At 61.8% G+C, this 14,165-nt stretch carries 14 protein-coding genes; 5 read left to right on the top strand and 9 right to left on the bottom strand.

Annotated features, from left to right (window positions below; genetic code table 11):
* Window positions 1–164: 164 nt before the first annotated feature.
* Window positions 165–1,853, bottom strand: a complete 1,689-nt coding sequence (gene fadD2 / locus N4Q37_RS08550; protein ID WP_260956911.1) for a long-chain-fatty-acid--CoA ligase FadD2 — start codon at window positions 1,851–1,853, stop codon at window positions 165–167.
* Window positions 1,854–2,066: 213 nt separating this feature from the next.
* On the opposite strand from fadD2, the gene N4Q37_RS08545 reads away from it, so the two are divergent.
* Together N4Q37_RS08545 and N4Q37_RS08540 are read left to right on the top strand one after the other, a co-directional pair.
* Window positions 2,067–3,011, top strand: coding sequence for an alpha/beta hydrolase (locus tag N4Q37_RS08545; RefSeq protein WP_260956910.1), 945 nt, complete (start codon window positions 2,067–2,069; stop codon window positions 3,009–3,011).
* A 42-nt stretch (window positions 3,012–3,053) separates the two neighbouring features.
* Window positions 3,054–3,524 carry a MaoC family dehydratase gene (locus N4Q37_RS08540; protein ID WP_003184579.1) on the top strand — a complete coding sequence of 157 codons (471 nt, stop codon included), beginning with the start codon at window positions 3,054–3,056 and terminating at the stop codon, window positions 3,522–3,524.
* 131 nt (window positions 3,525–3,655) lie between these two features.
* Here the strand turns inward: N4Q37_RS08540 and N4Q37_RS08535 are convergent, their stop codons facing one another.
* From N4Q37_RS08535 to N4Q37_RS08520, 4 genes are all read right to left on the bottom strand, one after another.
* Window positions 3,656–4,519, bottom strand: coding sequence for an efflux RND transporter periplasmic adaptor subunit (locus tag N4Q37_RS08535; RefSeq protein ID WP_260956907.1), 864 nt, complete (start codon window positions 4,517–4,519; stop codon window positions 3,656–3,658).
* Window positions 4,520–4,528: 9 nt separating this feature from the next.
* Window positions 4,529–4,735: a DUF1656 domain-containing protein gene (locus N4Q37_RS08530; protein WP_260956904.1), complete on the bottom strand. Its 207-nt coding sequence runs from the start codon at window positions 4,733–4,735 to the stop codon at window positions 4,529–4,531.
* A complete protein-coding gene (locus tag N4Q37_RS08525; RefSeq protein ID WP_260956902.1) occupies window positions 4,722–6,722 on the bottom strand; it encodes an FUSC family protein in 2,001 nt (666 codons plus the stop codon). Before N4Q37_RS08525 ends, N4Q37_RS08530 begins: the two co-directional genes overlap by 14 nt.
* 183 nt (window positions 6,723–6,905) lie before the next feature.
* Entirely contained in the window at window positions 6,906–7,370 is a 465-nt protein-coding gene (locus tag N4Q37_RS08520; RefSeq protein WP_260956901.1) for a PA2169 family four-helix-bundle protein, read from the bottom strand.
* A 206-nt stretch (window positions 7,371–7,576) separates the two neighbouring features.
* Here N4Q37_RS08520 and N4Q37_RS08515 point away from each other — a divergent pair, with 206 nt between their 5' ends.
* Both N4Q37_RS08515 and N4Q37_RS08510 read left to right on the top strand, forming a co-directional pair.
* The gene (locus N4Q37_RS08515; protein ID WP_260956899.1) at window positions 7,577–7,813 is read left to right on the top strand and encodes a DUF3820 family protein; all 237 of its coding nucleotides are present in this window, start codon (window positions 7,577–7,579) and stop codon (window positions 7,811–7,813) included.
* A 17-nt stretch (window positions 7,814–7,830) separates the two neighbouring features.
* Window positions 7,831–9,018, top strand: coding sequence for an aminotransferase class V-fold PLP-dependent enzyme (locus tag N4Q37_RS08510; RefSeq protein ID WP_260956898.1), 1,188 nt, complete (start codon window positions 7,831–7,833; stop codon window positions 9,016–9,018).
* Window positions 9,019–9,214: 196 nt separating this feature from the next.
* Here the strand turns inward: N4Q37_RS08510 and N4Q37_RS08505 are convergent, their stop codons facing one another.
* The 3 genes from N4Q37_RS08505 to zwf are packed head-to-tail and all read right to left on the bottom strand — an operon-like array spanning window position 9,215 to window position 12,067.
* Window positions 9,215–9,880, bottom strand: coding sequence for a bifunctional 4-hydroxy-2-oxoglutarate aldolase/2-dehydro-3-deoxy-phosphogluconate aldolase (locus N4Q37_RS08505; RefSeq protein ID WP_260956896.1), 666 nt, complete (start codon window positions 9,878–9,880; stop codon window positions 9,215–9,217).
* Window positions 9,881–9,897: 17 nt separating this feature from the next.
* A complete protein-coding gene (pgl, locus tag N4Q37_RS08500) occupies window positions 9,898–10,611 on the bottom strand; it encodes a 6-phosphogluconolactonase (RefSeq protein WP_260956894.1) in 714 nt (237 codons plus the stop codon).
* Window positions 10,598–12,067, bottom strand: coding sequence for a glucose-6-phosphate dehydrogenase (gene zwf / locus N4Q37_RS08495; protein WP_260956893.1), 1,470 nt, complete (start codon window positions 12,065–12,067; stop codon window positions 10,598–10,600). The genes pgl and zwf overlap by 14 nt, the downstream gene beginning before the upstream one ends.
* Before the next feature lie 196 nt (window positions 12,068–12,263).
* Between zwf and N4Q37_RS08490 the strand changes: the two genes are divergently transcribed.
* Window positions 12,264–13,124 carry a MurR/RpiR family transcriptional regulator gene (locus N4Q37_RS08490; protein ID WP_260957056.1) on the top strand — a complete coding sequence of 287 codons (861 nt, stop codon included), beginning with the start codon at window positions 12,264–12,266 and terminating at the stop codon, window positions 13,122–13,124.
* A 90-nt stretch (window positions 13,125–13,214) separates the two neighbouring features.
* Here N4Q37_RS08490 and N4Q37_RS08485 read toward each other — a convergent pair whose 3' ends face one another.
* On the bottom strand, window positions 13,215–14,069 hold the full coding sequence (locus N4Q37_RS08485) for a D-hexose-6-phosphate mutarotase (RefSeq protein WP_260956891.1): 855 nt from the start codon (window positions 14,067–14,069) through the stop codon (window positions 13,215–13,217).
* Window positions 14,070–14,165 lie beyond the last annotated feature (96 nt).

Raw genomic sequence — 14,165 nt, 5'->3', positions numbered from 1 at the left:
GGTCGACTAGAGCCAAAATTGGCCCCTACAGTCATGAACACGACTCAGGACAGTTTCAAAGTCATTTTTAGAGTAAAAAATCTAAACCTTGTTGGATCGCCCTGAATAGACAAAAAATGTGGAAGCGGGCTTATTCGCTTCCACATCAGGTTTTCTGTAAGCCGTCAGGCGATATCCCGCAACTCCCGCCGCAGGATCTTGCCCACCGGCGTCATCGGCAATGAGTCCCTGAGCACGATGTGCTTGGGGACCTTGTAGCCGGTGAAGTTCTCCTTGCAGTAGGCCTTGAGCTCTTCCAGGCTGACCCCGGTCTCGCGCGCCACCACGAACAGTTTCACTGCCTCCCCCGAACGCTCGTCCGGAACGCCGATCACCGCGCAGTTGGCGACTTTCGGATGGGCCATCACCACGTCTTCGATCTCGTTGGGGTACACATTGAAGCCCGAGACGATGATCATGTCCTTCTTGCGGTCGACGATGCGCACGAAACCGTCCGGATCGATCACCCCGATGTCGCCAGACTTGAACCAGCCCTCACTGTCCAGCACTTCGGCAGTGGCCTCGGGTTTGTTCCAGTAGCCTTTCATGATCTGCGGGCCCTTGATGCACAATTCGCCGCGCTCTCCCAGGGGCTGTTCGGCGCCACTGTCGTCGATCACCTTCACCAGCGTGCCGGGGACGGGAATCCCCACGGAGCCCAGCCGGGACTTGCCGCCGTAGGGGTTGGCACACGCCACCGGCGACGTTTCGGTCAGGCCGTAGCCTTCGGTAATGCTGCAACCGGTCAGTTGCTCCCAGCGCTCGGCGGTCGCCTTGATCAGTGCGGTACCGCCCGAATTGGTGACCTTGAGATTGGAAAAGTCCAGGGTCTTGAAATCCGGATGGTCCATCAAGGCCACGAACAGCGTGTTGAGCCCCAGCAACGCCGAGAAACGCCAGTTCTTGAGCTCCTTGATGAAGCCGCCGATGTCCCGTGGGTTGGTGATCAGCACGTTGTGGTTACCGGTCACCATCATGCCCATGCAATTGGCCGTGAAGGCATAGACGTGGTACAGCGGCAGCGGCGCGATCATGATCTCCTGGCCCTCGCGCATCAGCGGCTGGCCATCGTTGCCGAACTGCCCCAGGCAGGCACGGACCTGTTGCATGTTGGCCACCAGGTTGCCATGGGTCAGCATCGCGCCCTTGGCCAACCCGGTAGTGCCGCCGGTGTACTGCAACACCGCAATATCGTCGAGGCTGGTTTGCAATGGCTTGATGTCCTGGCCGCCGCCCAGGCGCAAGGCGCTCTTGAAGGCAACGGCCTGGGGCAACGAATAGTCCGGGACCATCTTCTTGACCTTGCTGACCACCGTGTTGACCAGCCAGCCCTTGGCAGCAGGCATCAGGTCGCCCATCTTCGCCTCGATCAGGTATTGCAGGTCGGTATCGGGCAATACCTCCTGGACTTTCTGCCCGAACATGTTCAGGTACACCAGCGCCCGGGCACCGGAGTCCTTGAACTGGTGACGCATTTCCCGCGGCGTGTACAGCGGGTTGGTGTTGACCACGATCAGCCCGGCGCGCAAGGCGCCGAACACGGCGATCGGGTATTGCAGGACGTTGGGCATCTGCACGGCGATACGATCACCCGGCGCCAGGTCGGTATGGACTTGCAGGTAGCCGGCGAAAGCGGCGCTGTAGCGCTCGAGCTCGGCGTAGGTGAGGGTCACCCCCATGTTGCTGAACGCCGGACGGTCGGCAAACTTCTTACAGGAACGCTCGAACACCTCGACGACCGACTTGTAGGCCCCCAGGTCGATACCCAGGGGAACGCCGGCTGGGCGTTTGTCATTCCAGAAATCAGGCTGCATTGTTTTTGTCCTCTTTACCTGAGCGTATCCGGGCCGCTTGCGCATCGCTTGCAGAGGCGGAGCTCTTGGGACACTAGCAGCTATGGCGAATCAGGCAAATATGGCAACTTGCGACATAGATTCTGTGAATCTTCCTGCCTCGTCGTAGCCTGATCGGGCGAGACGCAACGGATGCGCTATACAATGCAGCGAGGCTGCCTAAAAGGAATCGCCATGATCCACCAAACGTTCTGGCTGAGCGCGACCGATCACAGCCGCCTGTTCGTCAACCAGTGGCTGCCCGAAGCCCCGCCGACGGCGTTGATCATGCTGGCCCACGGCATGGCCGAACACAGCGGCCGCTACGCGCGCCTGGCCAGGGCGCTGTGCGACGCAGGCTACGGCGTGTATGCCCCGGACCTGCGTGGTCATGGCCAAACCGCGGCCAAGGCGATCCTCGGCCACTACGCGGACCAGGACGGCTGGACCAAGGTGGTGGGCGATTTCGCCAGCCTCAATCACCACATCGTCCAGCAACATCCTGATACACCAATATTGCTACTGGGCCACAGCATGGGCAGCTACATTGCCCAGGGCTACCTGCTGCACCACAGCGCCAGCCTGCACGGCGCGATTCTCAGCGGCTCCAATTTCCAACCCGTGGCGCTCTACCGCGCCGCTCGCCTGATCGCCCGTTTCGAACGGCAGCGCCAGGGGGCCACGGGGCGCAGCGCCTTGATCGAATGGTTGTCGTTCGGCAGTTTCAACAAGCGCTTCAAACCCGCGCGCACCCGCTTCGACTGGCTCAGCCGCGACCCGGCGGAAGTCGACAAGTATGTCGACGACCCCTTGTGCGGCTTTCGTTGCACCAACCAGTTGTGGGTGGACCTGCTCGGCGGGTTGCAGCAAATCAGCAAAGCGTCCAACCTCGCCCAGATCGATCCGGGCCTTCCGCTGCTGGTGATCGGCGGCGAATGTGATCCGGTGAGCGAAGGCAAGCGTCTGAAAGATCTGGCCGATGCCCTGCGCGGTGCCGGCAACCAGCAGCTGCGCTTGATGATCTACCCGCAGGCCCGGCACGAATTGTTCAATGAGACCAACCGCGATGAAGTGACGGCCGACGTGCTGGCCTGGATTGCCCAGGCCCTGAGCCACAAGCGGCCGCCACGCAGCGAGTAGGTCGACAGCCTTTTCCCTTACCCGTCACAGGATTTGAAACAGATGACCCAGGTTACCAACATCCCTTACGAAGCCCTCGAAGTCGGCCAGACCGCCAGCTACAGCAAGACCGTCGAGGAGCGCGACATCCAGCTGTTCGCCGCGATGTCCGGTGATCACAACCCGGTGCACCTGGACGCCGAATTCGCCGCGGCGAGCATGTTCAAGGAGCGCATCGCCCACGGCATGTTCAGCGGGGCCTTGATCAGCGCGGCGGTAGCCTGCGAGTTGCCTGGGCCGGGCACCATCTACATCGGCCAACAGATGAGCTTCCAGAAACCGGTAAAGATCGGCGACACCCTGACCGTGCGCCTGGAAATCCTCGAGAAATTGCCCAAGTTTCGTGTGCGCATCGCCACTCGCGTATTCAACCAGCGTGATGAACTGGTGGTGGACGGCGAAGCCGAAATCCTCGCTCCGCGCAAACAACAGACCGTGACCTTGCCGACGTTGCCGGCGATTACCGTCGGTTGATTCTTGTGGGAGCAAGGCTTGCCCGCGATACAGGCGATGCGGTCCTCGTGGAATATCGAGGCGCCTGTTTCGCGAGCAAGCTTTGCTCCCACAGAGCAAGACCTCTTGCCGTAGAGCACAGGGCATGGCACTTACGGCCGGTCTTCACGCACCTGCACACTCGCCGTCATCCCCGCACTCAGGTTCACCCCTTCCGGCACCTTGTCCAGCTTGATCCGCACCGGTATCCGCTGGGCCAGGCGCACCCAGTTGAAAGTCGGCTCGACCTCGGCCAGCAATTGCGCATCGGGGGTGGTGTTGCGGTCGGTGATGCCACGGCTGAAGCTTTCGACATGCCCTTCCAACGCGTGGCCGGCACTCATCAGCCAGACCTTGACCGGGTCGCCCACGCGAATCCGCGGTAATTTGGTTTCCTCGAAATAGGCCTGCACATAGAACGTCGAATCGTCGATCAGCGCCATGACCGGCTGCCCGGCATTCACGTAGTTGCCTTCGGCCAGGCGCAGGTTGGTGATATGGCCGCTGCGAGGGGCCAGGACCTGGCTGCGGGCCAGGTTGAGCTCGGCAACTTTGGCCTCGGCCTGTGCCTCACGCAGCTCACCCCGGGCAATGCCGGCGTTGATCTGGGCGTTTTCCCGCAGCTCGGCGCTGATGGCCTGGGGTCCCAGGGCGGCGCGGCGGCTGGCTTCGTGCTCCCGCAGGCTCAGTTGCTGCTGACGCGTCTGGACCACCGCCCGGGCCTTCTCCACTGCCGCCTCGAAACGCTCGCGGTCAATGCTCAGCAACACATCGCCGGCCTTGACCTGCTGGTTATCCACCGCCTTGAGTTCGCGCACCCAGCCCGACACGTCGGGGGCGATCACCACCACGTCGGCGCGAATCCGCGCATCGCGGGTCCAGGGTGTCAGCATGTAGTACTGCCACAGATGAAACCCGGCGAAGATCGCCACGGCCACCATGCACAGCGTGACGGCGACACGTACACTCGTACGCATGTTGAACTCCTATAGCGGCCCGAAGACCACGGTAATGACGGTCAGGACACAGACATACAGGGCGCAATCGAACAAGGCCTCATGCCATATCCAGCGCCCGGCCGGCACGAGGCTGAGCAACAGGCGCAGCGCGCCGGTCACCAGCAACGCCAGCACCACATAAATCAGGAACGGGCTGAGCAGCACCCCGCCGATCGACCACTCACGCAAGCCCATGGCTGTGCTCCTGTCGTTCCGGTTCGTGCTGACGGCACCAGGCGCGCCAGCTGCTTTGCAATTGCACCACCGCGCCCTGGGCCAACTTCAAGGCATCGCCGGGCGGTTGTTTCGACAGCATGTCGAGAAACGCGGCACTGGCCGAGGCCAGTGCGTCGGCCTGGACGCCGACCGGGCCGCGCTCGAGCACCTGTTCCAGCGCGTCGAAATAGCGCCGCTGCGCCGCCTTGTCGGGCACCTGGGCCACCGCCAGGCTAAGGCGCAAGTGCAGCAACTCGTCGCCTATGTCCAGGCCAAGCAAGCCATCGTCCCAGCGACTGCGCGCCTGCGCCGGCAGCTCGGGATAGTGCCGCGCCAGTTGCAGCAACCGGTCGGCCATCCGCCCGCCGAACCAACTTTCCGCCCCGCGCAGGTTGCGATGGGTCAGGCGTACCAGGTCGTCGAGGGTCGCGGCCAGCAAGCGGCGGCTGTGCCAGGCCGGATCGCGCAGAATCAGCAGATTGAACGCCAGCACCGCCGAGCCGACGCCGATCATCATTGCCTGGGCGTTGTTGAGGAACGCCGCGACGTCGTACTTCATGGTGTTGAGGGGCGATACCAGCACCACGAAGTGCAGGCAGAACGAGGTGGCCGTGGCGAAGATCTGCGGCTTGGCCATGCCCAGCGCCCCGAAGAACAAGGGCACGCCCATGGCCAGGCACAGCATCGCGAAGCTGCTCCATTGCGGCAGCACGATCTCGCCGATCACGAACGCCGTCGGCACCGCCAGGAAGATCCCGCGCAGAAAGCTCATGCCGATCTGCGCGCCATTCTCGCGGCTGGCAAACAGGCTGCACACCACACAGGTGAGCACCAACGCACCAGATGCCGCAGGCCAGGCCGTCGCCAGCCAGAAGCACGACACCGCCAGGAACGCCAGGGCACTGCGGGCACCGAAAACCATGGCCAGGGACAGATCCCGATGGGGCGCCAGGGTTCGCGGCGGGTCAGCCGCCTCCCTGCCCTCTTGCACCGCAGTCAGGGCCGCACAGGCGGCCAGGGCGGTATCGAGCAACAGGGCGAACCGGGCCAGGCAATAACTTTGCGCAGCGCTGATCTGCGGATCATGGGAAGCCTGCAATACGCGCGGGCGCAACGCCTGGAGGGTGGTGCTGTCCGCATCGAGGGCCTGCTGTACTTCGCTCATCCACGCTTGCAGGCCTTGCGCCTCTTCAGGCTCGAGCTGCTTCCACTGTCGGCGCACCGAGCGCGCCAGGCGCAGCAGCATCAACAGTTTCTGGCTCAAGCCACTGATGGCCCGCGCCCGCTGGCGGCCAAGGCGACCTTCGAACCAGGCGTGTTCGCGTTGGGCGTCGACGGCGACGATCTTGCCCAGGATTTCCAACAACCCTTTGCGCGCCTGGGCATCGCCGGCCAGGGTGGCGCGGGCCGCCTGCATGCCGCTCTGCCAGGCCACGAGGGCCTGTCCCGCCAATTGGCGCTCGACCCGCAACGGCCAGAGCAAGGCACTGGCCGCCGTGGCACAGACGATCCCCAGGCTGATCTCGGTGCAACGCGCCACCGCCTGGTCGAATACGCCCAACGGATGGGAAATGGCCGGCAAGGCGATGATCGCCACCGTGTACCCGGCGAGCACGAACGAATAGGACCAGGCGCTGCGCAACAACGTTGAACAAGCCGTGCACAGCCCCAGCCAGAACGCCAGGGCCAACAGGAACAACCAGGGTGCCTGGGCGAAGAGCGCCATGAACACCACCGACATGACCGTACCCACCAACGTGCCGAGCAGGCGCGCCAAGCCCTTCTGCACCACCATCCCGGACAACGGCTGCGCCACGATGATCGCCGTCATCAAGGCCCATGACGGCTGCTCCAACCCCCAGCGCAGCGCCAGCCACAGCGCCAACCCGGCACCGAGCACGGTCTTGATGGCGAACTGCACAGCGAGGCGGTCGGGGGCGAACAAGGCCTGCAGGGTAATGGGCACGCAAAAAACTCTTTTGGGATTGCAATAACGATAGATGCAATGTCGGAAGATAGGCGATGCAATTATTAGCTAGCTACCTATTAGAGTCCAGCGCTGTTTGTCGGTCGCTCGGTGATCGTTTTCAGTTCGAGCCACTCTCCACAAAAAACGCCAGCAAGCTGGCGTTTTTTGTGGATCGGGTGGTTAGCTGGCCTTGGCCTGGTTACGCAGCGCCTTGACCTGGTCATGGTTGCGTTGCACCCCGTGGTACTGGCGTTCGACCAAGTCGCGGATGCCCACCAGGTTGTGCTTGTTGATCTTCTCGATGGCTTGCCGATAGACCTTCAGCGCATGGTCTTCGCCGCGCTCGGCTTCGTTGAGCATCGCTTCCTCGCCCTTGCCGGTGAACATGGATTTCACATCCACCCAACGACGGTGCAAATCACCGGTCACGCTGGTGGAGGTTTCCGGATCACCGCCCAGCGAACGAACCGCAGCCTGTAGCTCGGCAGCAGCGGTGGCACAGTCGGCGGCACGCTTGACGAACAGGGCCTTGAGTTCAGGGTGCTTGATGTCTTCGGCGCAGGTCTTGAAGCCTTCCTGACCGTCCTTGCTGGTCTCGATCAGGTCGTTCAGGACGGAGATGGATTCTTTGTTGATGTCAGTCATTTTTCAGTTCCTTTGCGGGTGAATGAAAACCTGCAAGGGATGTTGCATCGGCCATGCCAGACCGAATTTCAATAAAAATAGCAATAAAAACAAATATTTAATTAACAAGCAAAAATCTGTATCCGCGTTATTTGCATGATCTGTCATTTGGCCTGCATGCAGAATGCCTGTATTTTTCCTGGCTGCTCCGAACAAGATGATGTGTCATGGATCCGCAAAAACTCGAACTACTGGTCACACGCCAGATGCCCTTTGGCAAGTATAAGGGCCGGATTCTGGCCGACCTGCCCGGTCAATATTTGAACTGGTTCGCCCGCGAGGGCTTTCCCCACGGGGAATTGGGCGGTTTGCTGGCATTGATGCAGGAAATCGACCACAACGGCCTGTCGGACCTGCTCGACCCGTTGCGTGTCAAACATGGCAAGCCCAAGCCACGCCCTTGACCGATTGAGTCCTCACCATGCCCGAAAATACGCTGCGCGCCCACGATGAAACTTTCTGGCGGACCTTTGTCGGCCGCTACGATGTCGATCCCGACGAACCGCTCAATCTGGAAAACGGTTACTTCGCACGCATGTCGCGAACCGTGGTCGAGGAGTACCAGCGCAACATCGAGTTCATCAACCGCGGCAACTCGGTGTATGTGCGCCAGCACTTCGACCGCGATCATGGCGAGGCCATTCGTCGACAGGTCGCACAATTGATACAGGCCCCCACCCACTCGGTGGCAATGGCCACCAGCGCGGTGGACGCCCTGCAATCGTTGATCCGCAACTACAATGGCCTCAAGCCCGGCGACCAGGTACTGATCTGCGACCTGGAATACGCCTCGGTCAAAAGTGCGATGCGCTGGCTCGCCCGTCAGCGTGGCGCGGAGGTCATCGAACTGGTCCACCAACACCCCGCCAGTTTCGAGAGCCTGGTCGGCACCTATCGCGAAGCGTTCATTCGCTACCCTCGTCTGAAGCTGATGGCGCTGACCTATGTGAACCACCTCACCGGGCTGGTGATGCCGGTCAAGGCCATTGCCGAGACCGCCCGGGAATTTGACGTCGACATCATCCTCGACGGCGCCCATGCCCTGGGCCAGATCGATTTCAATTTGAAGAAACTCGGCATCGAGTTTGCCGGGTTCAACTTGCAGAAGTGGATCGGCGGCCCGCTGGCCCTGGGTTTCCTGTACATCGCCCCACATCGGCTGGCCGACATCGACCCGGACATGGACGAAGGCCATTACCCGGCCACCGACACCCGCTCGCGAATCCCCCACAGCACACCCAACATCCCTGCCCTGCTGACCCTGCCCCTGGTCTTCGAAGAGCACCGCGCCCTCGGTGGCGCGCTGGCCAAGGGGCCGCGGCTCAACTACCTGCGGGATCTGTGGGTTCGCGCCGTACGGGATGAACCGGGGATCGATGTCATGACCCCGGACGATCCAAGGCTGTATTGCGGCATCACCTCAATGCGCTTCACCGCGCGCAGGGACCAACAGACCATGGCCAATCGACTGCTCGACGAGTACGGCATCTTCACTGTGGTGCGCGACACCAGCGTCGGGCCGTGCATCCGCATTACGCCGGGGTTGACTACATTGGCGAGTGATATCGAGCGGTTGACCAAGGCACTGATCAACCTGAGTCGAACATAGTTGTGGCGAGGTCGCACCGCCCCCCCCTGTGGGAGCAAAGCTTGCTCGTGATGATGGCGATACGATCTCTGAGGTATCGAGGCGCCTACTTCGCGAGCAAGCTTTGCTCCCACAAAAACCCAGGCAAAAAAAAAACGGTGCGCCGACCAAGCGCACCGTAAAACCGTAGAACACCCAACGAGGTTTGGTAAAGCAATCAGTCCAGCAGCGCCAAAGCCTCGGCGGTGCATTCCTGGATGCGGGACCAGTCGCCGTTCTTGATCCACTCCGGATCAAGCATCCAGCTCCCGCCCACGCACATCACGTTCTTCAACGCCATGTAGCTCTTGATGTTGGCCGGGCCCACGCCGCCAGTCGGGCAGAATTTCACTTCGCCGAACGGCCCCCCCAGGGCCTTGATGGCCGCGACGCCGCCGCTGACTTCCGCCGGGAACAGCTTGAAGCGGCGATAGCCCAGGCCGTAGCCCTCCATGATGCCGGACGCATTGCTGATGCCCGGCAGCAACGGAATCGGGCTCTGCACGCTGGCTTCAAGCAGGTCCCGGGTAATACCCGGCGTGACGATGAACTGCGAACCCGCCGCCTCGGCAGCAGCCAGCATGTGACGGTCGAGCACCGTGCCGGCGCCGGTCACCAGTTCCGGACGCTGCTCGCGCAGCACCTGGATCGCCTTGAGGCCGTGCTCGGAGCGCAGGGTCACTTCCAGCGCCGTCAGGCCACCGGCAGCCAGGGCATCGGCCAGCGGCAGGATGTCCTGTTCACGGGCGATGGTGATCACCGGCAAGATCCGCGCCTTGGCGCAGAGGCTGTCGATCAAGGTAACTTTGTCCGCCATGGAAACGGTCGGGGATGGCTTTGTCATAGCGGCTGATCCTTGGTTCATGGACACCAGTAAATCTCTAACGTAGGTTGCAAAAACGCGCGGATCGGCATTTCGGCGACGTCGTCACCGGCCACCGCAGTGCTCAGGGTGGTCAATTTCGATTGACCGGAAATCGACAGCACTTTGTGTTTCGCCGAGGCCAGCAAGGCACGGCTCATGGTCAAGCGCTGGTGTGGCACGGTCGGCGCCAGCATCGGCCAGCAACGACGAGCACCGTTGGCATCCAGGGCCTGGGCCAGGTTCGGACTGTCCGGGAACAGCGAGGCGGTGTGTCCGTCATCGCCCATGCCCAGTACCAGCACGTCGATGGACGGCAGCTCGGCCAGCAAACGATCCGCCTGTTCGGCTGCCGCTTCCAGGTTGGCGCTGGCGCTGTAAAGACTCAGGAACTGGGCCTTGGCCGCAGCCCCTTGCAGCAGGTAACGCTTGAGCAGGCCGGCGTTGCTGTCGGCGTGCTCGACCGGCACCCAGCGCTCGTCGGCCAGGCTCACCAGCACCTTCGACCAGTCCAGCGCCTGCTTGGCCAGCGCATGGAAAAAAGCGACAGGGCTGCGACCACCGGACACCACCAGCACCGCCGTGCCCCGCGCATCGATCGCATTGCGCAACTGCTCGGCCACGTTCAATGCCAAGCCTTCAGCGAGCAACACCGGGCTCTTGAATTCGAGGGCGCTGACGCCCTGTGGCAGTTTCAATTCAGATATCGCCATACCATGACCTCCCGTCCCGCGTGATCAGCGCGATGGAGCTCATCGGCCCCCAGGACCCGGCCGCGTACGGCTTGGGCGCATCACCGGATTTCTTCCACCCGGCGATCAACTGGTCACACCACGTCCACGCGGCTTCAATTTCATCTTTACGGACAAACAGGTTCTGATTGCCGTTCATGACTTCCAGCAACAGCCGCTCATAGGCATCGGGAATCCGTGCGCTGCGGTAGGTGTCGGAAAAGTTGAGTTGCAACGGACCGCTGCGCAATTGCATGCCCTTGTCCAGGCCTTGCTCCTTGGTCATCACGCGCAAGGAAATGCCTTCGTCCGGTTGCAGGCGGATGATCAGCTTGTTGCTGATCTGCAGGCGCTGCTCGGGGGCGAAGATGTAGTGCGACGGTTCCTTGAAGTGAATGACGATCTGCGACAGCTTTTGCGGCATGCGCTTGCCCGTACGCAGGTAGAACGGCACCCCGGCCCAGCGCCAGTTGCGGATGTCGGCACGCAGCGCGACGAAGGTCTCGGTGTCGCTCTGGGTGTTGGAATTGGGCTCTTCCAGATAGCCCGGCACCGCCTTGCCTGCGCTGTGGCCCGCGATGTACTGGCCGCGCACCACCTGGGTGGTCAGTCCTTCCGGGCTGATCGGTGCCAGCGCCTTGAGGACCTTGACCTTCTCGTCCCGGATACTGTCGGCGGACAAGTCGGCCGGCGGGTCCATGGCGATCAGGCAGAGCAACTGCAACAAGTGGTTCTGGATCATGTCCCGCAACTGACCGGCCTTGTCGAAATAGCCCCAACGGCCTTCGATACCGACCTCCTCGGCCACGGTGATTTCCACGTGGGAGATGTAGTGCTGGTTCCACTGGGTTTCGAACAGGCTGTTGGCGAACCGCAACGCAATCAGGTTCTGGACCGTTTCCTTGCCCAGGTAGTGGTCGATGCGATACGTGCGGTTTTCCGGAAAGAACTGCGCCACGGCATCGTTGACCTTGCGCGACGATTCCAGGTCCGAGCCGATGGGCTTCTCCAGCACCACGCGGGTTTTCTCGCTCAAGCCGACCTTGGCCAGGTTCTCGCAGATCGCGCCGTACACCGCTGCCGGGGTAGCGAAATAGGCGATGACCTGCTGGGCCGAACCGGCCTGCTCGGCCAGGGCGACGTAATCGTCGGCCTTGAGGAAATCCACATGCAGGTAGTTCAACCGCGCCAGGAAGCGTTCGAGCACCGCCGCGTCCACGTCCTTTTCGCCGACGAAGCGCCGCAATTCAGTGCTGATGTAGGCCAGGTGCTGCTGCTCGCTGCCAGGCTCGCGGGCCAGCGCGAGGATACGCGTCTGCTCATGCAGCAGGCCGGCGGCATCGAGTTGATAGAGGGCAGGAAACAGCTTGCGCAAGGCCAGATCGCCCAACGCGCCGAACAACGCAAAGGTGCACGGTTCTACCGTAATCGGAGGCATGATGTTTGTTCTTTTATCAAGTTAAACTACAAATACCTTTTTTCAAGGCATCACTCAAGGAAAAATGTAGTAATAACCACAACATTTTTCGAAAATGTCGATTCCGAGTGGTGGTCCGCCGGAGCCATCAGTAGGATAGGTCACCGCAAAGGGTCGTATCAAAGACCCGTCTTTCTAGGAATCTTGTATGGACCGCGTGCGAAATTTACTGGAGCAGATCCAGAGTCGCCTTGAAGACCTGAACAAGGCCGAACGCAAGGTGGCCGAGATCATCCTGCTCAACCCACAGCAGGCCACCCGCTACAGCATTGCCGCCCTCGCCCAGGCTGCCTCGGTCAGCGAGCCCACGGTCAACCGCTTCTGCCGCTCATTCGGTGTCAGCGGTTACCCGGAACTCAAGCTGCAATTGGCCCAGAGCCTGGCCAGCGGCGCCGCTTATGTCAGCCGCGCGGTGGAAGCCGACGACAACCCGGAAGCCTACACCCAGAAAATCTTTGGCAGCGCCATTGCCTCATTGGACAGCGCCTGCCAGGCCCTCGATCCAAATTTGATCAGCCGCGCCGTCGACCTGCTGATCCAGGCCCGGCAGATCCACTTCTTCGGCCTCGGCGCCTCGGCCCCGGTGGCGTTGGACGCCCAGCACAAATTTTTCCGCTTCAACCTGGCCGTGACTGCTCATGCCGATGTGCTGATGCAGCGCATGATCGCGTCGGTGGCTCATACCGGCGAGCTGTTCGTGATCATTTCCTACACCGGCCGGACCCGCGAGCTGGTGGAAGTGGCGCGCATCGCCCGGGAAAACGGCGCCTCGGTGCTGGGCCTGACCGCCGAAGGTTCGCCCCTGGCCAAGGCCAGTACCCTGAGCCTGAACATTCCACTGCCCGAAGACACCGACATCTACATGCCGATGACCTCGCGGATCATCCAGCTCACCGTACTGGACGTGCTCGCCACCGGCATGACCCTGCGCCGCGGCGTGGACTTCCAGCCGCACCTGCGCAAGATCAAGGAAAGCCTCAACGCCAGCCGGTATCCGATTGGGGACGAGTTCAACTGATCCGGCCTTGAGGCTTCAGTGCCTGAGAGTCATCACACCGGAGATCCAGGCTTTGTACGAAAAGCGCCTGCGCGACTTTTCGTACAAACCCTAAGCCCCCACCCAAGCCTGCAAACTCAAATGCGCCTGTTCCCCAGGCGCCAGGCACAGGCTGTCGGTGCCGCCGCTGGCCGCTTCGACGCAGACGAATTCGTTGACTTCGTCCCAGCTCACCCCCAGCAACGGCCGCGCGCCGGGATGCCAGACCACCGTGTCGGCGCTGTCGCCGGTGTCGATGCACAGCGCGCGCTGCCAGGCATGATCCTTGAGCTGTAATTGCCCGTCATGCTGGAACACCCTCTGGCAGCCGCCCTCGACCCGCAACTCGCCTTGCTGCTGGCAAGTCTCACGGCTCAACTGGTCGTAACCCTGCGCTCCTTCGAGCCCAGACAGCGCTACCTCGCCAACGTCACCAATACGCCAATAGGCGTGCAAAGCCTGGCTCAACTGGCAAGGCAGGCGGTCTTGATGCTCGGTGCTCAGGCGTAGTTGCATGCGCTCGCCCAGATCGGCGTGCAGGTCCACTTGCCAGTCGCAGAGTTGCAATTGCCAGTGCAAGTGCACGCCGTCTTCATCGCTGCGGCTGTCGAGCAGTTTCCAGTCGATCAGCCGCGCCCAACCGTGGGACGGCCAAGCGTTTTCGCTGGGATGACGGCCGTACCAGGGCCAACACACCGGCACCCCGCCACGTATCGCGCCGACGTTCGGCCACTTGGCCGCACACCACAGCCAGGGTTTCTGGCCACGGGGCTGAAAATGCAACAACTGCGCGCCCTGGCGACTGAAGACCGCCTGGCACAGCGGATGATCGATCACCAGCACATCGCGCTGGCGATAGCGCTCCCACGCAAATACCGGGCGCTCGCGCAAGGACTTGAAAAAGCGTTGTAGCGGATGCTCATGCATGGGCCGCGATCCTGGAAATCATTGAACTCTCGACAGGGTGAAACGCGCTTCTACGGCAAGGGAGACTTCCTGTGGGAGCAAAGCTTGCTCGCGATA

The sequence above is a fragment of the Pseudomonas citri genome (assembly GCF_025336485.1).
GTDB lineage: Bacteria > Pseudomonadota > Gammaproteobacteria > Pseudomonadales > Pseudomonadaceae > Aquipseudomonas > Aquipseudomonas citri.
This window is presented reverse-complemented; position numbering and strand designations above follow the sequence as displayed.

What these genes read in the sequence shown, in the direction of transcription:
- fadD2 (WP_260956911.1), bottom strand. Translation starts at nt 1,853, where the DNA reads ATGCAGCCTGATTTCTGGAATGACAAACGCCCAGCCGGCGTTCCCCTG.
- N4Q37_RS08545 (WP_260956910.1), top strand. Translation starts at nt 2,067, where the DNA reads ATGATCCACCAAACGTTCTGGCTGAGCGCGACCGATCACAGCCGCCTG.
- N4Q37_RS08540 (WP_003184579.1), top strand. Translation starts at nt 3,054, where the DNA reads ATGACCCAGGTTACCAACATCCCTTACGAAGCCCTCGAAGTCGGCCAG.
- N4Q37_RS08535 (WP_260956907.1), bottom strand. Translation starts at nt 4,519, where the DNA reads ATGCGTACGAGTGTACGTGTCGCCGTCACGCTGTGCATGGTGGCCGTG.
- N4Q37_RS08530 (WP_260956904.1), bottom strand. Translation starts at nt 4,735, where the DNA reads ATGGGCTTGCGTGAGTGGTCGATCGGCGGGGTGCTGCTCAGCCCGTTC.
- N4Q37_RS08520 (WP_260956901.1), bottom strand. Translation starts at nt 7,370, where the DNA reads ATGACTGACATCAACAAAGAATCCATCTCCGTCCTGAACGACCTGATC.
- N4Q37_RS08515 (WP_260956899.1), top strand. Translation starts at nt 7,577, where the DNA reads ATGGATCCGCAAAAACTCGAACTACTGGTCACACGCCAGATGCCCTTT.
- N4Q37_RS08510 (WP_260956898.1), top strand. Translation starts at nt 7,831, where the DNA reads ATGCCCGAAAATACGCTGCGCGCCCACGATGAAACTTTCTGGCGGACC.
- N4Q37_RS08505 (WP_260956896.1), bottom strand. Translation starts at nt 9,880, where the DNA reads ATGACAAAGCCATCCCCGACCGTTTCCATGGCGGACAAAGTTACCTTG.
- pgl (WP_260956894.1), bottom strand. Translation starts at nt 10,611, where the DNA reads ATGGCGATATCTGAATTGAAACTGCCACAGGGCGTCAGCGCCCTCGAA.
- zwf (WP_260956893.1), bottom strand. Translation starts at nt 12,067, where the DNA reads ATGCCTCCGATTACGGTAGAACCGTGCACCTTTGCGTTGTTCGGCGCG.
- N4Q37_RS08485 (WP_260956891.1), bottom strand. Translation starts at nt 14,069, where the DNA reads ATGCATGAGCATCCGCTACAACGCTTTTTCAAGTCCTTGCGCGAGCGC.